This is a genomic window from Sorangium sp. So ce590 (assembly GCF_051521365.1).
Taxonomy (GTDB): domain Bacteria; phylum Myxococcota_A; class Polyangia; order Polyangiales; family Polyangiaceae; genus Sorangium.
Window position 1 is genome coordinate 8,273,863 of the sequence record NZ_CP150346.1, and the last position, 24,204, is coordinate 8,298,066.

Genomic DNA, 24,204 nt, shown 5'->3' on the forward strand with positions numbered 1-24,204 from the left:
TTGCCCGTCTCCTTTTCCTTTTCGCGGGGTTCTTAGCCGAGCCAGGGGGAGCCGTCGAGAGCAGCAGGCAGGCAGGCGACGTCGGCAGGAAAAAGCGGGGGGCGGCCGGCGTGGGAGGGAGCGGCGGGTGCGACCGGCGTGGGGGAAGCGGACCGGGGTCGGGGAGCGGCGGGTGCGACCGGCGTGGGGGGAGCGACCGGAGTCGGGGAGCGGCGGGTGCGACCGGAGGCACGCGCGAGCAGCTCGCCGGGGAGCGGACGGGGAGCACGGTGGAGCCGGGACGCAGGCAAAAACGCAGGCCAGAACGAGCCGTGCCGGCTGGACGCGCCCGGACCGAGCCGGCAGAACCGGAGAACCGCGGATCGACGGTGGACGGCGGATGGCGGACGGCGGACGGCAGACGGGAAGCGCGCTCAGCGGCAGAGCGATCTGACGCCGAGGGGCGCGGAGGGGTTGACGGCAGCGCAGTTTCTAGCAATGTTTGGTCCGTCTGAACGAACCACGAGGGGGCGATCGGCTTCGACGTGGGGACTGAAGGTCTGTCTGCGTGCTGGCGGCTCCTGCTCCGCCTATCAAGCGGGACGTACAATTGCGAACGACAACGCATACGCTGTTGCGGCCTAAGAACCGCTAAGCCATCCGAAGAGAAGGTCGTCCTAGTACTCCAAGGGTGTCAACCACAGGGCTGGGCCGCGTGAGGATGCCCTCGATAACGCGACCGAGATTCAGTGAGGGATAGGTCGTAGCCGAATCTACGAACGCCGTCGTCAGCGTAAGGCGACTACGCACGTGAACGAAGGTAGACTGGATGCCTTGCGGACCCGGGTTCGATTCCCGGCGCCTCCACTAAAAAGACACGGTGAGAACCGTGTCTTTTTTTTGCGTATGATCTGATAAATTTCGGCGACGCTGGATTACTACGCTGCCGGATGTAGGTGTGACCACCGACCGCGGACGCGGCGGGTGACGCGGGGGGTACGGAGGGATCGGAGCTCCATGGCCGGCGCCCATCCGGCGGGGCCGACCCCGGGTCCGAGTCTGCGACGCCGGATCCCGCCAGCGAGGCCGAGCGAGCAGGCGCGGCTGCCCCCTGCAGCGCCGGCCTGGTCTCACCCTGCCGGGGGCACGAGCGGTCCCATGTTGACACCGGACGGCATCTCCGGCGGCCTCGCAGCGTGGGGCGGCCATGGGGGGTAGCTGGAGCAGCAACGAGGACCACAAAGATACCGCCGGATGTGCGGCGCCTTTGCCGGAGCAAAGGCTTGGCGGCAATCGCCGCGATGTCAGTGGAACGGTCGTCTCGTCGTCAATCTTCGCGAACGTTCTGGACTCCAAGCATGACGACGCCGCCCGTACCCTCCACAGAACGCCCCAACGGGAAACCATCGTGCTTGGCGACCCTGGAGTGTCTCGACCGCGACGCCGCCCTCGCCCCACCAGGTAGCAGGATCCGCGGGGTTGCCGATGCCCGCCCTCGCCGGGTCTCCGCAGCGGCGGCCTATCGTCGGAGATGCGCAGATAGGTCGCGGAAGTCGCTGCCTATTCACGGGAACACGCAGATATGCCGCGGAGCGTCGCGACCTATTCGCGGGAATACGGAGATTGGCCGCGGCGCCTCGCCGCCTACATGATATAACCCGCCGCTAGGCCCTGAGACGCAACTGATTGCGACGTTGGGCCGGCGGACGTAGAGGCGTCGGATGCTATGGGAACTGGAAACACTCGAGCCAGAGAGGGACAGGATCGGCCTCGGTGGCGGGCCAAGCTGCGCCATCGTCATGATCGGGCTCGACTGCCCGTATCGGACCCGTACGAGCAACTCAAGACCTGGATCGACGAGCGCGGATGGGACAGGCTCGGAGTGGACGAACTCGATACATTGGATCTCACCGCGTACCTCCGCGAAACGACCCATATCAATCTTCCGCCGGCGGAGCGGCTCCGAAAACTGGCCATCGCGCTCGAAGACCAATTGAGCGCGCCCGAGCAGCCACGAGGTTGGCTTGCCTTGGAGCGGATCTTTGCGGCTGGAGTGGCGCTCGATCCGGATGACGCAGAGATCCAAGTCTCCAGAGCCATCACGGCTGAGCTCTGCGCATCTTGCATCGATAATCGGCCCGAAGCTCGCCGCAGAATGATTCAGGTGGGCCGAGCGGCGGCTGCACGGGCCATCGAACTCCGACCGAATGACGCGGCTGCACACTACGCCCTCGGGATGATGGAATACTCGTTTGAGCACGGTTCGATGCTGTCGGCGCTCGCCAGCTTCGAGACGGCGGTCGCTTGCGATCCGAGCTTTGGCTGGGCCCGGCTCTACCGCGCGCACTGCCTACACGATCTACGGAGGTGGCCCGAGGCCGCGCAGGCCTACTCGGAAGTCGACCCATCGTTCCTGGTCGGCCCGAAGACATGGCGCAACGACCTGCTTCGGGAGCAGCGTGCATGGTGTTTGCTGCAAGCGGGCCACACGGAACAGGCACTCACCGAGTTTCTCGGCATCCTGCATAGGTACGAGCAGCAACCCGGGCTCGCGAAGTATCAGATGCTGAAGGAGCTGACCGCTGTCGCGGAGGGGCCGTTTCACGCCGAACTCTCGGACCGTCTCGCTCGTCTGCGCCACACGATCGATGCCGACGAGTTGGGGGGCGAGTGAGCATCACACGATACGTCGATGGGCAGGGAGCGGCCAACAAGGCGCTGCAGTCCGACGGGGCACCTGTGCCGGCCTCCGGCCGGCACGGCACCCCGCGGCTGACCGCCAGGTCGTTAGACCGCTTACGCGCCGGAGTGCTCGACCTCCTTGTCTCTGCTTCAGCGAGCAGCCGCCCGATGGTCTCGTGGGCGATGCGCGCCGCCTCGACGTCGCTCGCCGCGAGCGCGGGCCCAGCCGGGGCTACCCGCCGCGCCGGGTGCGCTCGGCGGCGAGGTTGATGACGCCGGCCGCGTCGCAAGCGGCCGAGGTGTGGCGCCCCGTTCACGCGTCGCGTCTCGCGCCGCGATTTGGGCGGAAAGTCCGCATGAATCGGGGAGGTACGAGCTTTGCTCCCACTGCCGTCATGAGTAACTACTTTCGTTCGCTGGTTCTCGTGGGGGCTCCTTTCATCTTCGTCGCGGGCTGCGGCGGATCGGACGGCGACACGATCGCCGAGCCCACCGCGGCGCCGGCAACCCCGTCGACTCCGGCGGAGGTAGACACCACCTATGAACAGATCGGGCGCGGCTGCGGTGACAACGGCTACCTCGTTCGCTCGCTGACGCACGTCTCCGCGCTCACCACCAACAACCTCTGGATCGCCCCAAACAACGACGCCGCCGGCCTGGCCGCGTCCAAGAACGACAATGGCTGGGGAGCGAGCGTCGGCGTCTACGAGCTCGGGTTCGAGTCGAGCGGGGACAACATGGAGAGCCGCTCCGCCGAGCAGGCCGCACGATGCGACGCGGTCGGCGAGATCTTCGACCCCGCCGGGGACGGCGCGCGGCAACGCTTCCTCAACGTCCTCGTCTACGCCGGCGATCACCCGCGCGCCGAGGCGATGCCCGCTGAGGGGCTCCCCGCCGCGGTCGAGGCGCCGGTCCGCCTGAAGGGCTATCTGGACGTGGCCGCGGGCACGCGCGAGGAGATCAAAGACGGCGTCGTGTACCGGGACGCGCAGCACCAGTACCTGCCCATCTACGTTCGCTGCGAGAAGCCCATGAAGATCACCTACGAAGAGCGCCTGTTTTCGCGCGAGGAGGTCGAGGCGCTGAAGATCGACACCCGCATCTGTCGCCCCGTCGCCGAGGACGGCTACGGCTGCCTCTTCGAGCGCCCGCAGCCGATCGAGGGTGCGTGCACGTTCGTGGCGGCCGACGCGAAGTACGTGGCGACGAGCGGCGAGGAGCACAACATATCGCTCGGTGGCCGCATCGAGCGCGGCGAACAGCTCAGCTACAGGATCACGGTCGACCGCTTCGCCTTCCGCTGAACGAGGGTCCTCGGTCAGGGAGCGTGACGTCGGAGCGCGTGCACGTGCACCGGGATGCGCTCGAGGGCGCACCGAGCAGCCGCCCGATCGTCTCGTGGGCGATGCGCGCCGCCTTGACGTCGCCCGCGGCGAGCGCCGCCCGCATGCCTTCCGCGAGCTGGCCGAGCAGCACCGTCTGCTTCGGCCGGGCCTGCATCCGCGGGCACCGGATCTGGGTGTCGCTCGTGCTCGACTTCCTCGCCAGCGGCCTGTCCGTCAAGGAGGTGATGGACGAGTACGGGATCGAGGAAGCCGACGTGCTCGCCTGTATCGCCTACGGCGCCGAGATGGCCCGGTTCGCCGATCTTCCAGTGCCACCGGATCGACCGAGCTAGCTGGATACGGAGACGTCCTCGCAGAGTCGGAGTTCCACGGCGGGCACCAGGCCGGCAGGGCGGATGCCGGGTCCGAGCTTAAGCGCACCGCTCGGGTCCTCCCGCGGGTCCGGGCTGTAGAGGCCGCACCTCACCGAGTCCCAGGCGCCGATGAGCACCTGCTGCTCGACGTCGGCGCGGTCGCGCGCAGGCACGCCGCTGGCGAGGAGCACCGCCCGGTTGAGCGGGCGCTCCATGAGGCGAGAGGATCTGCGCCCCTCCGCCGTCGCCTCAGGTGTCCCGCGCCCGCCGCGCCGGCCCGCGCTCGACGGGCAGGTGCTCGCGTCGGCTCCAGACTCGTCTGGCGGGCGCGCGTCCACGAGCACCACGCCGGGATCGTCGAGGTGGGCAGCCACCCAGTCCGCGTCCACGACGCGCTCGGGCTCCGGCTTGCTCGTCAGCGTGCCCGGCCGAGGCTCCGCGGCCTCCGACGAGATGGGATGACCCTCGGCCCGCCAGGCACCGAGACTCCCGTCGAGCAGGGCGGCCCGATGGCCATGCCCGATGACATCGAGCGCGAAGAACGCGCGCGCGGGCGCGAGGCCGTCCATCCCGCCGTAGAGCACCACCTGGGAGCCATCGACGACCCCGGCGCGCTCGAAGGCGGCCTTCACGTCCGCGAGCGGAGGCAGCTCGTTGGGGACGTCCCGATCGACCGCCAGGGCGTCGACCGACAGGAAGCGCGCGCCGGGGATGTGCTCCCGGTCGTACGTGCGGCGATCGCGGTCGGCGTGGATCACGACGACGCTCGGATCATCCAGGTGCGCCGCGACCCAGGCCGGCGACCGGAGGAGGCTCGCTCCTGGCTGGGGCGCGCTGGCGCTGGTCTCCAGGGCCTCAGCGCGGGTCACGCAGCCGGACAGACCGAGGGCAGCCGCGATCAGGGTGGCTCTTCGGGATGCGCTCTTCATGGTGGACCTGCGGAGAGCAACCGGCGTTCCGCGCCGGCGCGGCGCAGAGGACGAGCCCGACGCCGCGCTTGCCGCATCGGCCGTATCCGGACGAGAGCCGCCCGCGCGGATGAGCTCATCGAGCGGCTCCCTCTCGGCTATCAGACCCTGATCGGTCGCGGCGGTGTGGCGCTCTCCGGCGGCGAGCGGGCTTGTCGGGCCGAGAGAGGGGCGCCGCCGCCATCTCGCCATCCCATGAGAGCGCGCTCCGCCCTCCCCCGCTCCCGATGCTCGCCCGGGCTGCGGGAGGGGGGAGGGAGAAGGGAACTTGGCCCGAGGGGGCGCCGCCCGGCAGCGTTACGCGACGATGGTTGGAGCTCGCCGGTGAGCAATGGCACACGAGGCGGCGGAGACGGCCGGGGGGAGGGCGCGCGCCCGCCGCACCCGGCGACCGTGGCGCAACGCAAGGGGCTGCCGCCTCACCCGGCGACGGTGGTGCAGCCGAAGGCGCCGCACCCCGCCACGGTGAGCCAGCAGCGGCCACCACACGCCGCCGCGGTGGCTCAGCAACGGCGCGCGGCGGGCGCACCGGCCGGCCGGACGGCGCCGGCGCCCGCCGTGGCTCAGCGGTGGTGGATCCTCGACGCCATGTTCGGCAGTTGCACCGATCGGTTCCGGCCAGCCCGTGCCTATGTGCCGCTGGGAAACGTGGCCATCGGTCCGTCGCTCGCCGACCTGCGGGCCATCGCTGATGCCGACGCCATGTTGCAGAGGAGCAACACCATCTCTGGAGACCAGTGCTCGGGGAACGCTAGGGCGGCGTTCGAGGTGCTCACCGGAGAAGATGGTCCGAGCATGCGTGATGGGCGCCGGGACGACTGGGAAGGGTTCGAGCGAGCCTGGGAGCTGGGAGACGGCGTCTTCAGATTGGATATCTCGATCGGGGAGGCGATGCCCTCCTGGGGTCATGCGTTCGTGCTGCTCAAGGTCGGCGGCGCGAGTATGCTCTATCAGGCGTTCCTCGGTCACTACACCATGAGGGAGTGGATCGCCGGCGTCTTCGAAGACGACACGAAGCGCCCCGCGAGGCTCAGAGACCGATGGGACGCGGCGCTGTTTTTCGCGGAGATTCGAGCCGTGCTGCAGCTGGTCGCTCGCGGCTCGCTCGACGAGGTCAAGGGGGCGTTCGGACCGCTCAACCGCAAATGGTTCGCGAACGAGACCGACCACGACATGAGACTAGGCTGGTTTCGCGACTGCTCTGAGTTTCACACGTACTGGCGCCGCGGGGTGCCGCAGATCGGGTGAGCGGCGCCGGAGAGGCCGACGACTTGGCCGCGCCATCATCCGGGCCTGCCCATCGGCACGAACCGCCAAGCCGAACAACAGGGAAATCAGGCCTCGGCCGAGGCCGCCGCCGAGGCGCCGACGCCCTCGCGCTTCGTCGAGGAAGCGCGCGGCGCCTTGCTGCGCGTGGCGCTGCGCCGACCGTCGACGCTGACGGGCACGTCCCCGTCCACCGTCACCCGGCGCACCACGCGGTGCTGGTCGCCGTAATCGTTGATCGCATAGTGCTGCGTGGCGCGGTTGTCCCAGACCGCCACGTCGCCAACGGCCCAGCGCCACCGCACGGTGTTCTCGAGGCGCGTCACGTGCTCCTGGAGCACCTGGAAGAGGTGCGCGGAGTCATGGGACGAGACGCCGACGAGGTTCTTCACGAAGTGCCCGAGCACCAGCGAGCGCTCCCCGGTCTCCGGGTGGACGCGCACCACGGGGTGCTCGGTCTCGTAGACGGTCGACGTGAACACCTCGTGATAGCGACGCACGTCCTCCGCCGAGGACTTCGGCTTTCGCGCCTGGTAGTCGTACTGGTTGCTATGGACCGCCCACAGCTTGTCGGCGAGCTCGCGGAGCGCGGGCGTGAGGTCCTCGTACGCGGCCACCGTGTTGGCCCAGACCGTGTCGCCGCCGTACGGCGGGACAACGAGCGCCCGGAGGATCGATGCCTTCGGGTACGCGTCGACGAACGTCACGTCGGTGTGCCAGGAGTTGGCGCGACCGCCGTACCGCGAGTCGAGCTCATGAATGAACTCGGTGCCCTGCACGACCGGGACCGTCGGGTGCGCGACCGGCTTGCCGCTGAACAGCGCGGTCAGCGACTCCTGGCTTCCATCGTCGAGGTGCTGCTGGTTCCGGAAGAAGATCACCTTGTAACGGAGCCATGCCTTGCGGATCTCGCTGACGGTCGCGGCGTCGAGATCGGCCGAGAGGCGCACGCCGCGCACCTCCGCGCCGATCCGGCCGGCGACCGGCACGATCTCGAGAACATTGCTTGTGGGATTGACCTGGGCGCTCATGCGTCTCTCTCTCCTCGTGGCCATTCGGCCGATGGACAAACTGGGATGGCGTCGCGGGACGGCCGTCGGCAGACGGACAGGCCGGCTCAGTGCGACGCGGGCTTGTGCGCGATGGCGAAGAGCCTCTTTCCCTCGAGCCGGATGCCCTCGGGCGTCCGGAAGGCCTCGAGCTCGCGCTTGATGTCCTCGATGGCCTGGCTCCGCAGCGACTCGGGCAGGTGCCCGAGGAAGTTGCCGAACGAGCTCGCCTGCGAGAACGCAATGGCGGTGTTGCCGTCGGGCTGATGGTGGACGTTCGCCTGCGCCTCGATCCTCTGCGCGGTGAAGCCGGCGCCGCTGAGCAGCTCCGCGAGCTCCTGCGCCGTGACCCAGTGGGGCGTGCCGGCCTGGGCCTCCGGGTACCGGGCGTACGGCTCCCTCGACAGCACCTGCTTCTTGATGCTCTGCAGCCGGTTCGGCTGGTCCTTCGCGCCCGTGGTGATCCCGAGCCGGCCACCCGGCTTGAGCAGGCGATGGATCTGCCTCAGCGGCTCCGCCTTCTCGGGGAGCCAGTGAAAGACGGCGTTGAGGTACACGACATCGAAGCTGCCCGCCGGGAGCTCGCCGAGCGCATAGGCGTTCCCGACCTGGAACGACAGGTTCGGCCGCGCCTTGCGCTGGGCGATCTCGATCCGCAGGGGGAGCGGGTCGATCCCGAGCACCTTGCCGGTCGGCCCCACCAGGCCCGCCACGTGCTCCGCGAGCAGCCCGGTGCCGCTCCCGATGTCGAGCACGTGCTCGCCCGCGCGGACGCCGAGCTCGGCGATCAGCCGCTGGCCGTGGAGGAACTGCCGCTCGGCGCTGCGGACCTCGTATTGCTGGGCGAGCTGCGGTGTATCGAAGGAAAGACTGAGTCCGCTCATGGGATGCTCCAGGTGAAGGGGTTATTCCGGACGTTGACGGCGGGGCGACGCCCTGCTCCGCGTCTTCGCCCCTGTCCTCATCCTCGCCATCGCCGCTATCGCATGCGCCGTGCCAGGCGTCTCCGCGCGATCTTTCGGGGTCTCGCGCGCCGGGTGCTGCGGTATGAGCACGCGGTCAGCAGCTCGTGCTGCGCAGGCCGCATCTCGCCCGCCGCGGGCCCCTCCCCTCAATGACCCGACACGTCGTCGACCCGCGCAAACGCCTCGATGAGGCGCTCGCGGGCCCTCGCCGTCAGCGGCGGGGCGTCGATCGATCGCGCGTTCTCCAGCAGGTGCGCCGCGCTGCTCGTCCCCGACAGGATCACGTGAGCGCCTGGCTCGTCTCTGCAAAAGCGGTACGCCGCGTCCGGCAGCGAGGCGATGTGCTCCCCCTCCAGGAGGCCATCCAGCCCCTCGGCGGCGAGCTCGGGCGACACCTTGCCCCGCGCTGCCAGGTCGGCGAGGAGCTCTCTCAGCCGCTCGGGTCGGCTCAGCGCGCGCCGGACCGCGAACATGATCAGCGTGCCGACGTTCTTCGCCCGCGTCAGCGGGAACACGCTCGTCCGCGCCGACTGGTTCAGGAGGTTGAACCCGACCATCACCACGTCCCAGAGGTCGTCTCGAAGCGCCTGCTCGAGCATCGCGTGCGACGGGTCGGCGGCGAACGCCTCCGTGATGCCGAGGAACCGGATTTTTCCCTGCTCGCGCAGGCGCAGGAGGACAGGGACGATCCGCTCGCGCAGGTCGGCGTAGTGGTGCGGGAGCACGCCGTGCAGGTGATAGACGTCGACGTGGTCCGTGCCGAGCCGCTCCAGGCTCGCGTGCAGCGACGAGACAACGTCCTCGGGCCGCACCGGCGCATCGAGGCGCGTCGTCTTCTTCGTCGAGAGCACCACGCGCTCGCGCGGCACCTCGCGGAGCGCCTTCCCGAGGAGCGCCTCGGTCCCGTACGCCTCCGCCGTGTCGATGAAGTTCACGCCCCGCTCGATGGCGGCATGGACGAGCCGGAGCGAGTCGGCCTCGGCGATGCGCCCGGTGCCGAGCCGGCTGTCGCCGCCGGCGCCCAGACCGAGCACGCTGACCTCCAGGCCGGTTCGACCCAGGATGATGCGATTCACGTGGTCCTCTCTTTCCGTGTGCGGGGGTGAGCGCCATGGCGCCGCGACGCGGGGCGCTCGCGCGGCCGCGGGCTCACTCCTTCGGAGCGACCTTCCACGACGTGAAGCGCCGCTCGACGCGCATGAGCAGGTGATTGAACGCCAGTCCGAGCGTCGTGATCGTCAGGATGCCGACATACATGCTCGGGATCTGGAAGTTGTACTGTGCGTAGATGATGAGGTAACCGAGCCCCGCCTTGGCCCCGATCATCTCCGCCGCGACGAGGACGAGCAGGGAGTACGCGCCCGAGAGGCGGATGCCCACGAAGATCGTCGGGACGGCCGCCGGCAGGATCACCTTGCGGAACAGCTGGATGGACGAGAGACCCATGGTCCGCGCCGACTTGATGAGCAGCGGATCGACACCGCGCACGCCGCTGATCGTGTTGAGGAGGATCGGCCACGTGCACGAGTAGATCACGAGCGACACCTTGGAGGCCTCGCCGATCCCGAGCAGGAGGAGGAACACCGGCAGGAGCGCGAGCGCCGCGGTGTTGCGCAGCACCTCGAGCAGCGGGTTGATGGCGTCCGCCACCCCCTTGTACCACCCGATCGCGAGCCCGAGCGGCACGCCCATCACGATCGCGAGGGTGAAGCCGAGCAGGGAGCGCGACAGGCTCGCCTTGATGTGACTCAGGAGCTGCCCGTTCTGGAGGAGCTGCCACCCGGTCGCCAGGACCTCGGAGAGCGGCGGCAAGAACGCCGGCTCCACGAGGCCCACCCGCGGCGCCGTCTCCCAGATGGCGGCCACGAGCAGCAGGATCCCGGAGCGGGCGACGGCGCGGCCGAGCCACCTCCCCACGTCGGAGAGGAGGCGCGTCGGCTGCGCCTCTTCGCGCAGATCGAGCGATTGTTCCAGGCTAGCCATTGACCGCGACCGCGACGGCGCGGCTCTCCACTGCGAGCTTGAGCTTCTTGCTCCGCTCCTGTTCCTCTGCCCTGAGCACCTCGTCGCGCAGGAGCGTCCAGATCTCGTGGCGCAGCCGGCCGAACTCCGGCGTCGACCGCGCGTCCTCGTAGCCCCGGAGCTCCTGCGGGATGTCGATGACCCGCTTCACGCGGCCGGGCCGCGAGGTCATGACCGCGACCCGCTGACCGAGGAACACCGCCTCATCGATGCTGTGCGTGATGAAGAGGATCGTCTTGCGCGACTTCTCCCAGATACGGAGCAGCTCGGCCTGCAGCGACTCCCGCGTCTGCGCGTCGAGCGCCGCGAACGGCTCATCCATCATCAGCACCTCCGGGTCGTAGGCGAGGCTCCTGGCGATGGCCACGCGCTGCTTCATGCCGCCCGACAGCTCGTGTGGATGCCGATCCTCGAAGCCCGAGAGGCTCACCAGATCCAGGTAGCTGCGGGCGATGTCCCGGCGCTGGCCCACCGGGACGCCCTTGGCCTCGAGGCCGAACTCGACGTTCTCGAGCGCCGTCCTCCAGGGGAAGAGCGCATACTGCTGGAACACGATCCCCCGATCGAGGGCCGGGCCCGTGATCGGCTTGCCGTCGAGCAGGAGCTTCCCGCTGCTCGGCTTGGACAGCCCGCCGAGCAGGTCGATCAGCGTCGATTTACCGCAACCGCTCGGCCCGACGAGGACCATCAGCTCGCCCGCCCGCACGTCGAGGCAGAGGTCCTCGATCGCCGTGAACCGCGCGCCCTCCTTCGACCCCGACGGCCCCTTGACGGCGAACGTCTTGCTCACGTTGTGAAACTCGATCTTGTTGCTCATGCCTCCTCCTACTTGTGCTGAGCTCATCCAAGCGCGCTCGCGGGGGCGCCCGTCTCGATCTTGCCGGAGTGGTTGAGAGGGCCGCCCGCCCCGCACGCGGCTGCGCCAGGGGCGGGGGTGCACGAGCGCGAGCGCCGCGCGAGCTCGCCGAACTGGGCGAGGCGAGCGCGCACCACGTTCCGGCTGATGCCGAGCAACCTCGCTGTCTGGAGCTGGTTGCGCTCGCAGTACTGGTAGGCGGCGCGGATGATCGTCTCCTCGACGTGCTCGTAGAGGTTCGGGACATTCTGGTCGAAGAGGTCGAGCAGCGCGTCCTCCAGCGAGCTCCGCTGCGCATTGCCGGGCGGCGGCGCCGGCGTCTTCGGCTGGAGCGTGGAGAGCCGCAGATCGGCCACGGCGATCCGGCTGCCGTGGCACACAAGGAGGGCGTGATGGATCGCGTTCTCCAGCTCGCGGATGTTGCCAGGCCAGGGGTGCTCCACCAGGCGCTCCGCGGCCTCCCGCGTGAGCGTGACGGCGCCGGAGCCGAGCCGGCTCGTGTAGAGGTCGAGGAAGTAACGCGCGAGCGCGAGGATGTCGCCGGGCCGCTCGCGCAAAGGCGAGAGCGCGAGCGTCGCGACGTTCAATCGATAGAACAGATCCTCGCGGAACTTGCGCGCGACCACCGCCTCTTCCAGGTTGACGTTGGTCGCCGCGATGAGCCGCACGTCGATGGGTATCGGCTGGCGCGACCCGAGCCGCACGACCTCGCGCTCCTGCAGCACCCGGAGCAGCTTCACCTGCAGCGGCAGCGACAGATCGCCGATCTCGTCGAGGAACAGCGTGCCGCCGTCCGCGGACTCGAACCAGCCCGCCTTGGCCCCGATCGCCCCGGTGAACGCGCCCCGCTCGTGACCGAAGAGCTCGCTCTCGATCAACGATTCGGACCATGCGCCGCAGTTCACCGTGACGAAGGGCTCCTTGTTGCGGCGACTCAGCTCATGAATATGGCGGGCGACGATCTCCTTCCCCGTCCCTGTCTCGCCCGTGATCAGCAGCGTCGCGTCGCTCGGCGCGAGCTGGTGGATGCGTTCGAGCAGCTCCCGCGATCGCGGATCCTCGAAGACGAATGCCCTCGCGCGGACCGATGGAGGAGTGGAGCCGACATGAGGGAGTGCAAGCAGCGGTATTGTCATAGACGTTCGCCGTGTACTTCACCAACGGATGCGTATCCATTATAGCGGATGAACCGATCTTGCCAAGTGACAACTCGCACCGGTGAGGCGATTGCGCGGCCCGCCGGGAAAATCGGGGGCCGGCGCGGCACGGCGGCTGCCAGCGGTGGACGTTCACCTCCACGCACCGCAGCGCCGTGCATTACACTGACAATGAAATATGCTGGTACTGTCGGCAGGTGCGGCGATCGGCGGAGGACCACCTGGAAGAGCGCCACTCGAGGCCAGGGAGCTCCCTGCCTCGCCCGAGCTCCTACGAGCCTCTCGGCGTCTCGAGGATGTAGCTGCGCACCTCGTCCGCGAGGGTCTTCAGCGCGTGGTCCGTCCGATCGCGCGGGTGCGGGACGCCGACGGGGACGACGCGCTTGATGCGCCCCGGCCGCGGCTGGAGCACGACCACCCTGTCGCCCAGGAACACCGCCTCTTCCACGTCGTGGGTCACGAGGACCATGGTGATCCCCTCCTGCTGCCAGATGCGCTGGAGCTCCTGCTGCAGCTTCGTGCGCGTGAGCGCGTCGAGCGCGCCGAACGGCTCGTCGAGGAGCAGGATGCTCGGCCTGTTGACGAGCCCGCGGGCGATGGCCGCCCGCTGCGCCATCCCGCCGGAGAGCTGGTGCGGATAGGCGCGCTCGAAGCCGGACAGGCCCACGAGGGCGATGTGCTCCTCGACGGCCCGCGCCTTCTCGTCGCTCGACCACGTCGAGTTCTCCAGCCCGAGCGCCACGTTCTGCTCGATGGTGAGCCACGGGAACAGCCGGTGCTCCTGGAACACGATGCCTCGATCGAGGCTCGTCCCCCGGACGCGCGATCCGCCGACGAGGATCTCGCCCTGGTAGTCGTCGTCGAGGCCGATGACCAGCTTGAGGAGCGTCGATTTGCCGCACCCGCTCGTGCCCACGATGCTCACGAACTCGCCGGGCTCGATGGTCAGGTTCAGCCCGTCCAGGACCGGGAGCACCTCGTGCTTGACGACGTACTTCTTGCTCACATCTCGAATGCTGATGACTTCGGGCTCACTCATGATCGACTCCTTGAATTGTCACACGCTGCGGACGCGCCAGCGGAGCAGGCGGCTCTCCACGACCGAGGCGACGGTGTTCAGCCCGAACCCGACGAGGCCCGTCACGATCACCCCGAGCAGCACGATGTCCATGGCGAACCGCTCGCGTCCGTCGGTCATCAGGTTGCCCACCCCCGGAGCGGGCTCCAGCAGGTACTCGGCGCCGATGGTGCCAAGCCACGCGTAGATGAGCGCCTGCTGCACGCCCGCGAAGATCGACGGCGTGGCCGCCGGGAGGATGACCTTGCGCAGGACCTGCCAGCGCGAGAACCTGAACACGCGGGCGACCTCGATGTGCTCCAACCCGACGCTCCGGACACCCTCGTGGGTGTTCACGACAACCGGATAGAACGCCGCGAGCGCGATGAAGACGACCTTGGCGGCCTCGCCGGACCCGAGCCACACGGACATGAGCGGGATCCACGCGAACAGCGCCACCTGCTTCGCGGCGTGGAAGCTCGGGCCGAGCAGCCTGTCGGTGAGGCGCGACAACCCCATCGCGCCGCCGACCAGGAGGCCGGCCGTCGTACCCAGGGTGAACCCGGCGAGATCCCGGGCGAGGCTCGCCTGCAGGTGCTCGAGGAGACTGCCGCTCGCGAGCTGCGCCTTCGCGGCCGCGAAGACCGCCTGCGGCGGGACCAGGATGTGGGTGTTGACGAGGCCATACGCGCAGGCGAGCGTCCAGCCCGCGAGCAGGGCGATCGGGAGCGACAGACCCCGGCGCGCCCTCGCGCCGATGAAGAAGTGAGCTTTTGAGTTCATGATAGGACCGCCTCGCGAGAGGTCACACCGCCCCGCGCCGCCAGTGGAGGAGGCGCGCCTCGATCTTCCCGAGCCCCGAGTCGAGCAGGAGGCCGACGACGCCCACGACGAGGATGGACGCGAGCACCAGGTCGAGCTGGAAGAGCTGCCGCCCCCACACGATCAGGTACCCGAGCCCCTCGGACGACGCGAGCAGCTCGACGGTCACCAGCGCGAGCCACGCTTGCGTGAGCCCGTACCGTATCCCGACGAAGATCGAGGGGACCGCCGAGGGGAGCACCACCTTGCGGAGCAGCTGCGCGCGCGAGAACCGATAGACCCGCGCGACCTCGAAGTACGAGCGGGGCACGCCGCGGATGCCCTGGAGCGTGTTCAGGGCGATCGGGATGAGGCTCGCCTGCGCGATGATGATGAGCTTGAGCGGCTCGCCGATGCCCACGATCATCATGAGCAGCGGCAGCCAGCCGAGGACGGGCACCTGGCTGAGCGCCTTGAACGTCGGATGCAGGTAGTCCTCGACGCGCCGCGAGAGCCCCATGCCGACGCCGAGCAGCAGGCCGGCGGCGCTGCCCGCGGCGAACCCGGCGAGCACGCGTCCAAGGCTGATGGCGATGTTGCTGGGCAGGTCCCCCGTGCGCACCAGATCGACGAGGGTCGCCCAGACGACGCCCGGCGCGGGGAGGATCTGCGGCGGGACGAGCTCGCGCTCCGCCGCCACGGTCCACGCGACGAAGAGCGCCGCCGGGAGGCAGAGCCCGAGCGCCGCGCTCGCCGCCTTCGACCCGAGCCGCGAGACCGCCGTGCCGGGGAGCGCCGCCCGCGACGGCGCGAGGTTGTACGCAATGTCCGGCTGATCGCTGTGAACTGTGGACTGAGTCATCTCTTGAGTGCCTTTCTCACAGCGCGACCGCCGCCTGGCTCACGGCGGCGGTCGCGCTCGGCTATCCGGCTTTGAGGCGCGAGCGGAGCTCAGCTGCCGGGGCGCTTCAGGTTGCCGCCCGCGTCGAACTCAGGCCAGTAGCGCTCGAGGTTCAGCTCCTTGAGCGCTTCTCTCAGGAAGCGCTGATCGATCCACGCGTCGACGTCGAACGTGTTCCGGATGAGCCCGAACTTCTTCGCGTCGGCGACGGCGCTCTTGTAGCGGGCGATCAGGAACTCGTCGAAGACGGGGCTCGAACGGACCTTCAGCGACTCGCCCGTGTGGTCCTCCTTGTAGTTCGCGAAGGGCACCCCGGACTTCGACCACAGCTGGTAGACGGCGGCCGGGTTCTTCTCGTTCTCCGAGACCCAGTGGGCCGCCTGGACGAGGACCTTCACCACCCGCTTCGTCGCGTCCGGGTACTTGTTCGCGAACTCCTCGGTGACGATCAGGTGAGCGTTCCGGAGGAACGTCGGCGACTGGTTCTTTGTCGAGTAGACGATCTTCACGATCCCCTGGTCCCTGAGCGACAGGAGGTCGGTCCCACCGAACGCAGCGTCGATGTCCTTGGTCGCCAGCGCCGCCTTGGCGGTCGCGGTGTCCATGTTGATGACGCGCAGGTCGCGCTCCGTCAGCCCGCTCCCCGCGAGGATCTTCGCGATCGCGAGCTGGATGTTCGTCCCCTTGAAGATCGCGACCTTCTTCCCCTTCAGGTCGGCCAGCGACGTCACCGGGGAGTCGGCGGGCACCGCGAGGTACGTGTGCTGCCGGATGGCCGTCCCCGCGAGGAGCTTGGTCTTCAGCCCCCCGGCCCTCCCGATGGTCGACGGGAGATCGCCCTGCAGCGCGAAGTCGAGGAGGCCGTTGGCATAGGCCTCGTTCACGGCGGGGCCAGCCCCCCGGAAGAACGACCACTCGATCTTCACGTTGTCGCGCTTGAACTCCTCCTCGAGGAGCCCTCGCCCGTGCACCACGCTCAGGCTGCTCCCGCCGACGACGGGCCGGTTGCCGACGCCGACGCTGGCGAACCCGATCCGGATGACCTTCGGTGCGTCCGCGAGGGCCGCGCCCGCCGGGAGCGCCAGGAACACCACAAAAGCGAGCTTCAGTATCGTGATAAGTCTTTTCATGAAGTGCCTTCTTCCTGCATCTGTCTACGGGCGAAATGGCGCCTAGAAGCCGCCCTGAAGCTGAGCGAGCACCTCGTTCCCCGCCCCGAGCGTGTCCGCGCGGTCGTTCCGCCTGTTGTAGTTCAGCTGAAATTTCGACGTCTCCGCGAAGAACACGTTGAGACCGAGCGTGTAGGTGTCGACGCGGCTCCTCGCCTGGTCGATGTCCGGATCGAACGTGTCGATGCGGATGAACGGCTGGTAGGTCTTCGGCCACCAGTCGTCGTACCTCCCCTGGTTCCTCATGCTCTTGAGGAACTGCGCGCCGAAGCTGTAGAAGAACGTCGCCACGTGCGAGACGCTCTGCAGCTCGGTCTTCCGCGGGTCCTCGGCCGTCGTGCCGAGCGTCACCTCGTCCTGGCCGTAGATGAACTCGTACGTGATCCCGAACGGGAAGTGGTTGTAGTAGAGATCGGCGCCGTACCGGCGCTTGATCCCCTTCCCCGACAGCGTCTTCTTCTCGTCCTTGAGGAACGTGTTCTGCCAGCCGAAATAGACGCTCCCGCCCAGCGTGATCTGCCGGAGCCACGAGTGGTAGTCGGTCGGCACGGTGAACGCGAGGCGCCCGATGAAGTCCTTCTCGGTGTTGTCGTCGGTCGTGTTGGGGCCGTTCCCGTCGATGACGCCGAGCGCGTACGCCAGCGTGCCGACGCGGTAATCGTAGCCGTAGTCGACCTGAGGGAACAGGTCGCCGCGGATGATGAGCCCGATGTCGCGCCGGGCGAGCCCGAGCCTGCTCGTGAACTGGGCGTTGGTGATGACCGGCTTGAGCTCCTCGCTGGCCGGCACCTCCAGGCCGAACGGCAAGAGCTGCTGCCCCAGGGTGATCAGGAGGGTGGACTCTTCCGGGCTGATCGTGGGGACCGGAGAGTACGAGATCTGCGCGTCGAGGAGGTTGAGGAAGCTGTTGTTCGTGGCCTGCTGCGGCGAGGCGCCGAAGCGCAGCTGGTAGGTCAGGTTGCGCCCTTCCTCGTAGTCTCGATAGAGCGAGCCGTTGAACGAGAGGAGCGCCGCGCCGATGCTGAACGTCGCCCTGCGGTCATTGACGGTCGCAGAGTTCACGGGCTCGTCGCTCCACCCGACGCGCGTCTGGACGACCCCCCCGATGAGGAGGCCGCGGGTCGTGCGGGCGGTGTGCAGGTCACGCTCGCGCTGCCATTGAAACTTGAAATTTTCTACATCGGAGCTCAACCCCCGCAGATCGTCCTGCGTCACCTCGTTGGGATCGTAGTCCGGTATCTCGGCCGCGGGCTCCGCCGCCGCGGCGCCGGCGCCTGGCTGCGGCGCCGCGGCGTCCCCCGGAGGGGAGCCCGCGCCGGGTGCGGCGGGCTGCGCTGCGGCGGGCGCGGCGGGCGCTGCATCGGGTGCGGCGGGCGCAGCGCCGGGTGCGGCGGGCGCCGCCGGCTGCGCAGCGCCGGGTGCGCCCTGCGCGTGTGCCCGTCCCGCGCCGAGGACGAGCCCGCACGCGAGGGCCGCCCATAAGGCTCTTTTCGAAGGGTCAAACGTTGTCATCCATCGATCCCGAAAGCTCGTTGTATCGTCACGCATGATTGGAGTGTCGCAGGCGGGTCTACCTGGGCCCTGCGGAGCTCGAGGCTCGGCTCCGCGTCGGCGCCGCGCGGGGCTCATGAGGGCGAGCCCGGCGCGGCGCCCGGCCTGTCAGGCCGCCTTCACCTTCCGGAGCTTCTGCTCCACGGCGGTGCCCTTGAAGAACTCCGGGTTCTTGCCGGCGAAGAAGTTGTACGGGTGCGTGAACACGAGGTCGCGGAAGTTCGCCTCCGTCAGCGCCCCGCGCTCGACGAGGCTCCACGTCTCCGCGAGCACCTCGGTGAGGTCCGGAACATCCCAGTGCCCGCTGTCCGACGCCCAGAAGGCGTTGAGCTGCACGCCGAGCGGGTTCACCTTGGTGTTGAACGCGTACGCGATGGTCGGGTCGTCCGCCTCCGAGCCGAAGTAGAAGTTCGGCACGTAGCGATCGCGGATGTCCTCGATCCGCTCGATGCCCGCCGCCGCGAAGTCGTCGAGCGCGCGCGGATCCTGCGGCTGCCTCCGGGAGTTGTTCGACACGCCGAGCGCGCCGCCGAGGACGGCGTTGATGTCGCCGAGGCGCGCCTCGACCTCCTTGCCGCCGTACTCCTGGTACAGCGCGTGGAGCAGCTTGGCGTCGATGTGATCGGGGTTGTAGTTCTGAACGGCCTTTCCGTTGCGCTTCTCCCAGTGGCCGACGAGATCGGCGTAGAGCGTCGCGCCCCAGGCCGCGCCCCCTTCGAGGAAGCCGACGCGAAGATCCGGGAATCGCCGCGTCACTCCGCTGAAGAAGAGCGACTTCGCCAGCGCCTCCGAGGCAGAGGCGAAGTGGCCGATGTGGTTGTACATGTAGCTCGTGACCGAGCTGCGGCTCGTCCACCCCATCCCCGCGGAGTGGGTGGTCAACACGGTCTTGAGCGCGACCGCCTTGGCCCAGAACGGATCGTAGTTGTGCTCGCTGTCCACGCCGAACGTGTCGAGCCAGTTCGCGTGCCGCGCGACGTCGGGATGGTGGCGCGACGGATACTTGTCGGCGATCTCCCGGATGGGCCGGCGGAGGTTGCCCGGGATGAGCGCGACCTTCAGGCCGAGCTGGTTGACCGCGAACTCGAGCTCCTCCACGCCCTCCTCCGGGGTGTGCAGCGGGATGGCGGCGACGGGGGTGAGCCGGTCGGCGTAAGGCCGGTAGACGTCGGCGTGGTAGTGGTTGACCGCGCGGACGAGCACGCGACGGAGATCCTGCTTGCCCACGTGGGTGGCGAAGGTGGAGACGTTCGGGAACAGAACGGCGTAGTCCGTCCCGGACTCCTCCAGGCGCTCGTGCAGCAGCCGGGGCAGCGACACCGTCGCGAGGTCCAGGGTGTTCTTCGTCGGAAGAGCCCACCACGGCGGCCGCGTCGCGCGCCGGGCGGCGCGCTGCTCCGGCGAGAGCTCGTACCACTCGTTGCTCAGGTAGCCGAAGCCCTGGTTGATGGCCTTGCGGAACTCGTCGACCGCGCTCGCACCGCCGTACTTCGCGATGTAGTCCTCCAGGATCGGCGCGAACTCGATGGTGTGCAGGTCGGTGTCGATGACCGGGTAATCGAGGTTGGCGCGGAGCGCCCTCGAGCGCGACGGCTTCTTGAACTGCGTGGTTCCCATGATGGTATTCTCCTCGCGCGGTCGCCGGCAGGACCGCCGGGCCGCGTTCGCTTGGCCTGTTAAGGTGACGTATCGAGCCGGAGCGCCGGCTACCTCGGGTTGCCCTCTCTGTCGTACGAAGGACAGCGGTCCACGAGGCGGATCAACGCGAACGACACGGCGGCGAGGCGAACCAACAGGTGCTTCATGGGATTGCGAATGAGGACAAGCGGGTGCGGCTGGCATCGTGTCGCTCGTGGTCGAGCCCTCGAAGCCGGGGTCGCGCTCCTCGCCGACGCGTGCTCAGCTGGTAATTGCAGAGAAATGCAGGCGGCGTGCCAAGATCCGGATCCGTTTTAACGGACGAAACTCACGTGAAGCGGGCAGCGGGTGCTGCGCCAGCAGCAGTTCCGTGCTTCCGGGGTGCTGCGCCAGCAGCACCAGGCGGTGCGGGACGCCGGGTTCAGCCACGGGCTCGGCGCGCTGGAGGCGAAGCGCGAGCTCGTGGCGTGGATCATCCGCGCGCGGGGCGCGGGCCGCACAGCGGGCGCAGCGCGTCGCGCTCGGCCGGGGAAAGCACCGTGATCGGGTGCTTCGGATGGCCGCTCGCGCGGTCGAAGAACGGGTGTGGCCACGCCTTGCCGCGCAGCTTCCAGCCGAGCACCTTCCGGATCGTGCGCGCGAGGAGGCGCACGTTCGGCTTCACCGACCCGGGAGGCGGCTCCCCGACGGCGAACTTGCCGAAGATCCCGCCGCGCGGCGCGCCGAAGACCTCGTCGCACGGGAGCGCGCTCGGCGCGTGCTGGAACAGCTCGGTGACGATGCCGACGAACGGCAGTCGCGGCGCGACCGTGTTGCCGAGCGGCGTCTTGCAACAGCTCGCGTACCAGCGATAGAGGCCCTTCGGCGTGAGGCGCACGGCGGTGACGAGCTCGCTGCCGCGGTCGAACGAGATCGACGAAGGAGCGACCTGCACGATGTCCGAGCCGCCGTGCTCGTCGAGCAGCTCCGCGCGGCCGAGATGGTGCAGGAACGCCTGACAGTCGCCGCAGTAGCAGACGGCGCGGTTCACCGTGCTCGGCGAAGCGTCGCGCAGCCATCCGTGGACCTTTCCGCAACGACACTGGAGCTCGACGTCTCTGGACATGAAGCTCGCATATCATGTCTCGATGGCGCCGTCATAGCTCCTGATCATGGCGGGCCTGGATCGACGCGAACGTCTGTCCCGGCCGCTCAGGTCTTCACGGCGCCCGCGGTGAGCCCCTGGACGAGGTAGCGCTGGAGCAGCAGAAACCCGGCCACCACGGGCACGCTGACGACCACCGAGGCGGCCATCACCTGCACTTCCCCTTGCGCTCGACGTGGGACCGATCTCGTGGGCGTCAACGCCTGTTGCACGTTCCCGTCCGGCTGGAGCGGCCCGGCTCCGCGGCCGCCCCCCCCCGGCGGCCGCGGACGCTCGGTCACCGGAGCGCCGCCTTCTCCTTCGCCGGCGCCGCCTCGAGCCCGAGCTGCTTGAACAGGAACGCGAACACGTCGGCTTGCTCCTCGATCTCCTCCGCGAGCGGCGTCCCGATCCCGTGGCCCGTCGAGCCGCTCGCCCTGAGCAGGATGGGCGCCGAGCTCGACGTGGTCGCCTGCATCCGCGCCGCCATCTTCCGCGAGTGGAACGGGTCCACCCGCGCGTCGTTCGCGCCCGTCAGGAGCAGCGTGGCCGGGTACGCGGTCCCGTCCTTGACGTGGTGGTACGGCGAGTAGGCGTGGAGCGCCTTGAACTGCTCCGGGTCCTTCACCGTGCCGAACTCGGTCACGTTGAACGCCCCGTTCGGCGTGAGCTCCACCCGGAGCATGTCGTAGATGCCGACGTGCGAGACCACCGCCTTGACCATCTCCGGGTGCTGCGTGAGCTGCGCGCCCATCAGCAGGCCGCCGTTCGAGCCGCCGAGGATCGCGAGCCGGTCCGGGCTCGTCATGCGCCGGTCGACGAGGTGCTTCGCGCACGCCGCGAAGTCGTCGAAGACGTTCTGCTTCTTCGTCAGATTGCCGCCGCGGTGCCACGCCTCGCCGAACTCGCCGCCGCCCCGCAGGTTGGCGACCGCGAACACCCCTCCCTGGTCGAACCACAGCCGCCAGATCGGGTTGAACCCGGGAGATACGCTGAGCCCGTAACCTCCGTATCCGGTGAGCAGCGCCGGCGCGGTCCCGTCGAGGACCGTGTCCTTGCGGCGCAGGATGCTGATGGGCACCTGGGTCCCGTCCTTCGAGGCGCACGTCTCGCGGGCGACCTCCACGTCGGCATAAGAGACGGGGGAGGCCATCGCGAGCGGCGTCTTCGTCACCCTGCCGTCCCTGGCCGAGTACGCGAACCAGGCCGCCGGCTCGGTGTAGCTGACCCCGCGGAAGAGGATGTCGTCGCCGGTCGCGCGCACGAGCTGCCGCACCGACGAGACCGGCGGGGTCGGCACGGTCCCCAGCGCCTTGCCCTTCAGATCGAAGACGCGGACCTGGGACGGGCCGCCGAGCAGATCCCGGACGTAGAGCCGCCCCCTCGTGGGCAAGAAGCCCTGGATCACCGCCTCGCTCTCGGGCACCACGAGCTCCGCCTTCGCGAGATCCGGCTTGCCCGGCGCGAGGCGCACCACCTTGCCGCGCGGCGCGTCCTTGCGCGACAGGAGATAGAGCCGATCGTCGTCGCCGAACCCGGCGTGGATGATCTTGTCGGGCAGGTCGGCGAAGCGGGTCCATCGGCCCGAGGCGTCGAGGAGGTAGTGCCAGTACTCGCCTCCATCGCCGTTCTGCACGCTGGCGAGCACGAGCCTGCCGCTCTCGCTCGTCGTGAGCTCCACCTCGGCGATGCGGGGGAACTCCTTGCCGAGCGAGTACGTGTCTTCCTTCTCCGGCGCGCCGAGCTTGTGGAAGTAGATCTGCTGGAAGAAGCCCATGTCCTCCTGCGGGCGCTCGCCGGGGCGCGGGTGGCGGGTGAAGTAGAACCCCTTGCCGTCGCCGCTCCAGGCGACGCTGCCGCCCGCCGTGCCGCTGCTCGCGTAAGGGATGGTGTCGCCCGTCTCCTTGCCTGTCGCGACGTCGTAGACGCGCACGGTGCCGTTCTCGGTGCCGCCCTCGGAGAGGGAGACAGCGACCTTCTTGCCGTCGCGCGACGGGACGAACCAGTCGATGGTCGTGTGCCCTTTCGGGTCGACGACCTCCGGGTCGACGAGGATCCGCTCGGAGGCGGGCTCGCTCGCCGACCTCAGGACCACCAGGAACGGCTGCTGCTTGGGCGGCTGGTCCTTGAGCGCGAAGAGCTGCCCGCCGGCGTCGTCGAGCGCGTAGTAGTTCGCGGAGGTCGCCGACAGGATCTCCTGCACGCGCGCCCGGACCGCGCTGCGCGCGGGCAGCGCGTCGAGGTAGCCGCGCGAGAGCCGGTTCTGCTCCGCGATCCAGCGCTGGACCTCGGGAGCGTTCGCGTCCTCGAGCCACTGGTAGTCGTCGACGACCTTGGTGCCATGGTACTCGTTCGCGACCGGCCGCTTCGCGGTCTGCGGGTACGGCAGGCGAGCTCCCCCTGCCGGGAACGCGGCGGGCGCAGCGAGCGGCGGCGGGGCCGCGGCGCCGGGGGCCGCGGCCGGTCCGTCCGGCGGCCTCGGCGCAGGCGCGCTGCACGCCGCGAGCAGCGGCAGCGCCAGGGTGATGGCGGAGATCGTGCGCAGGCGGTTCATGCCGTCGAAGCTAGCCCCCACCACGACCGCCGCGGAAGAGAATCGGCCCGGCGGGCGGGCGCGCCTCGCGGTCCTGCAACGGTGCAAGGCCGCCCTCGCAGGATCGAAACCGCAGGTCGATGTCCGAGACAAAAATGCGGGGAAATCCGCAGGGATGGACCTGGTACGGGGGATGCTTATCTCCCGACCAGCACCGCCGGCGGCCTCCGCTTCCCCCCGAGGCGCCCGGCGGCGCTGCTATTTTGTCTCTCGATCTCGGGCGGCGCGCCCAGGATCGCGCGGGCTGCTTGCGAGCTGGCCTGGGTCGACCGCGCGGGCTCCAGCGCCCTGCCTCGATGGCAGAGGTCGCTCAGGCGCCGCGGGCAGCGACGCGCTTCGTGCTAGCGTGCGTCGCATGGCGACATACGAGAAAGAGGGAGCGACCGCGACCGCAGACGTCGAGGTCCGCGAGGTCGACGACAGCGTTCTGAAAGATCTCGAGTCGAAGTACGCCGAGGTGGCCTGCCCGATGCACGGCGGGCCGCCGAGCTTCGAGCTCGCCTCCGACGGTTCCGTGGTCGAGCGCTTCTGCTGTCCGGCCCTGCTGTCGATCGTCCGCGAGCTCCAGGTCGCCGCGGGCGAGCGGCCTCCGCCGGCGGAAGAAGGCGAATAGAAGGAGCCTGTGCTCCTGAGCTACCTCTCTCCACGACAGATGGCCTGAAGGGTCTCGCGCGTGTGCCCGCGCAGCCATGCGTGTGCCTTGTCGCTCTCGTAGCGCTTGTGCCACA

At 69.0% G+C, this 24,204-nt stretch carries 21 protein-coding genes and 1 other RNA gene; 6 read left to right on the forward strand and 16 right to left on the reverse strand.

Going from position 1 to position 24,204, the window contains the following annotated elements:
- Nucleotides 1-505 precede the first annotated feature (505 nt).
- From ssrA to WMF28_RS31205, 4 genes are all read left to right on the forward strand, one after another.
- Nucleotides 506-849: a transfer-messenger RNA gene (ssrA, locus tag WMF28_RS31190) on the forward strand.
- A gap of 1,012 nt (nucleotides 850-1,861) precedes the next feature.
- Nucleotides 1,862-2,653: a hypothetical protein gene (locus WMF28_RS31195; RefSeq protein WP_437597028.1), complete on the forward strand. Its 792-nt coding sequence runs from the start codon at nucleotides 1,862-1,864 to the stop codon at nucleotides 2,651-2,653.
- A 403-nt stretch (nucleotides 2,654-3,056) separates the two neighbouring features.
- Entirely contained in the window at nucleotides 3,057-3,965 is a 909-nt protein-coding gene (locus tag WMF28_RS31200; RefSeq protein ID WP_437597029.1) for a hypothetical protein, read from the forward strand.
- 23 nt (nucleotides 3,966-3,988) lie between these two features.
- Entirely contained in the window at nucleotides 3,989-4,339 is a 351-nt protein-coding gene (locus tag WMF28_RS31205; RefSeq protein ID WP_437597030.1) for a DUF433 domain-containing protein, read from the forward strand.
- Here the strand turns inward: WMF28_RS31205 and WMF28_RS31210 are convergent.
- Nucleotides 4,336-5,229 (reverse strand): sulfurtransferase, encoded by an 894-nt coding sequence (locus tag WMF28_RS31210; protein WP_437597031.1) that lies wholly within the window; start codon nucleotides 5,227-5,229, stop codon nucleotides 4,336-4,338. The two genes, WMF28_RS31205 and WMF28_RS31210, sit on opposite strands and share 4 nt — an antisense overlap.
- A 492-nt stretch (nucleotides 5,230-5,721) precedes the next feature.
- Between WMF28_RS31210 and WMF28_RS31215 the strand changes: the two genes are divergently transcribed.
- A complete protein-coding gene (locus WMF28_RS31215) occupies nucleotides 5,722-6,576 on the forward strand; it encodes a hypothetical protein (RefSeq protein WP_437597032.1) in 855 nt (284 codons plus the stop codon).
- Nucleotides 6,577-6,662: 86 nt separating this feature from the next.
- Here WMF28_RS31215 and WMF28_RS31220 read toward each other — a convergent pair whose 3' ends face one another.
- The 15 genes from WMF28_RS31220 to WMF28_RS31290 form a co-directional block, all read right to left on the reverse strand.
- Complete coding sequence (locus WMF28_RS31220; protein ID WP_437597033.1) at nucleotides 6,663-7,625, reverse strand: TauD/TfdA dioxygenase family protein; 963 nt, start codon at nucleotides 7,623-7,625, stop codon at nucleotides 6,663-6,665.
- 86 nt (nucleotides 7,626-7,711) lie between these two features.
- Entirely contained in the window at nucleotides 7,712-8,527 is an 816-nt protein-coding gene (locus WMF28_RS31225) for a class I SAM-dependent methyltransferase (RefSeq protein ID WP_437597035.1), read from the reverse strand.
- A 227-nt stretch (nucleotides 8,528-8,754) separates the two neighbouring features.
- Nucleotides 8,755-9,684, reverse strand: coding sequence for an aldo/keto reductase (locus WMF28_RS31230; protein WP_437597037.1), 930 nt, complete (start codon nucleotides 9,682-9,684; stop codon nucleotides 8,755-8,757).
- Nucleotides 9,685-9,757: 73 nt separating this feature from the next.
- Entirely contained in the window at nucleotides 9,758-10,591 is an 834-nt protein-coding gene (locus tag WMF28_RS31235; protein WP_437597038.1) for an ABC transporter permease, read from the reverse strand.
- Nucleotides 10,584-11,447: an ABC transporter ATP-binding protein gene (locus WMF28_RS31240; RefSeq protein WP_437597039.1), complete on the reverse strand. Its 864-nt coding sequence runs from the start codon at nucleotides 11,445-11,447 to the stop codon at nucleotides 10,584-10,586. The genes WMF28_RS31235 and WMF28_RS31240 overlap by 8 nt, the downstream gene beginning before the upstream one ends.
- A gap of 23 nt (nucleotides 11,448-11,470) precedes the next feature.
- Nucleotides 11,471-12,622 (reverse strand): sigma-54 interaction domain-containing protein, encoded by a 1,152-nt coding sequence (locus WMF28_RS31245; RefSeq protein ID WP_437597040.1) that lies wholly within the window; start codon nucleotides 12,620-12,622, stop codon nucleotides 11,471-11,473.
- A 292-nt stretch (nucleotides 12,623-12,914) separates the two neighbouring features.
- On the reverse strand, nucleotides 12,915-13,682 hold the full coding sequence (locus tag WMF28_RS31250) for an ABC transporter ATP-binding protein (protein WP_437597041.1): 768 nt from the start codon (nucleotides 13,680-13,682) through the stop codon (nucleotides 12,915-12,917).
- Nucleotides 13,683-13,700: 18 nt separating this feature from the next.
- Complete coding sequence (locus WMF28_RS31255; protein ID WP_437597042.1) at nucleotides 13,701-14,483, reverse strand: ABC transporter permease; 783 nt, start codon at nucleotides 14,481-14,483, stop codon at nucleotides 13,701-13,703.
- Nucleotides 14,484-14,505: 22 nt separating this feature from the next.
- Entirely contained in the window at nucleotides 14,506-15,363 is an 858-nt protein-coding gene (locus tag WMF28_RS31260; RefSeq protein ID WP_437597043.1) for an ABC transporter permease, read from the reverse strand.
- Between the two features lie 89 nt (nucleotides 15,364-15,452).
- The gene (locus tag WMF28_RS31265) at nucleotides 15,453-16,532 is read right to left on the reverse strand and encodes an ABC transporter substrate-binding protein (protein WP_437597044.1); all 1,080 of its coding nucleotides are present in this window, start codon (nucleotides 16,530-16,532) and stop codon (nucleotides 15,453-15,455) included.
- 42 nt (nucleotides 16,533-16,574) lie between these two features.
- On the reverse strand, nucleotides 16,575-17,786 hold the full coding sequence (locus WMF28_RS31270) for a porin (protein WP_437597045.1): 1,212 nt from the start codon (nucleotides 17,784-17,786) through the stop codon (nucleotides 16,575-16,577).
- Between the two features lie 444 nt (nucleotides 17,787-18,230).
- Complete coding sequence (locus WMF28_RS31275) at nucleotides 18,231-19,739, reverse strand: amidohydrolase family protein (protein ID WP_437597046.1); 1,509 nt, start codon at nucleotides 19,737-19,739, stop codon at nucleotides 18,231-18,233.
- Between the two features lie 282 nt (nucleotides 19,740-20,021).
- Nucleotides 20,022-20,189, reverse strand: coding sequence for a hypothetical protein (locus WMF28_RS31280; RefSeq protein WP_437597047.1), 168 nt, complete (start codon nucleotides 20,187-20,189; stop codon nucleotides 20,022-20,024).
- 43 nt (nucleotides 20,190-20,232) lie between these two features.
- Entirely contained in the window at nucleotides 20,233-20,865 is a 633-nt protein-coding gene (locus WMF28_RS31285) for a DUF6151 family protein (RefSeq protein WP_437597048.1), read from the reverse strand.
- Nucleotides 20,866-21,181: 316 nt separating this feature from the next.
- Nucleotides 21,182-23,437 (reverse strand): prolyl oligopeptidase family serine peptidase, encoded by a 2,256-nt coding sequence (locus WMF28_RS31290; protein WP_437597049.1) that lies wholly within the window; start codon nucleotides 23,435-23,437, stop codon nucleotides 21,182-21,184.
- A gap of 394 nt (nucleotides 23,438-23,831) precedes the next feature.
- Between WMF28_RS31290 and WMF28_RS31295 the strand changes: the two genes are divergently transcribed.
- Nucleotides 23,832-24,089, forward strand: a complete 258-nt coding sequence (locus tag WMF28_RS31295) for a hypothetical protein (RefSeq protein WP_437597050.1) — start codon at nucleotides 23,832-23,834, stop codon at nucleotides 24,087-24,089.
- The last annotated feature ends 115 nt before the right edge of the window (nucleotides 24,090-24,204 follow it).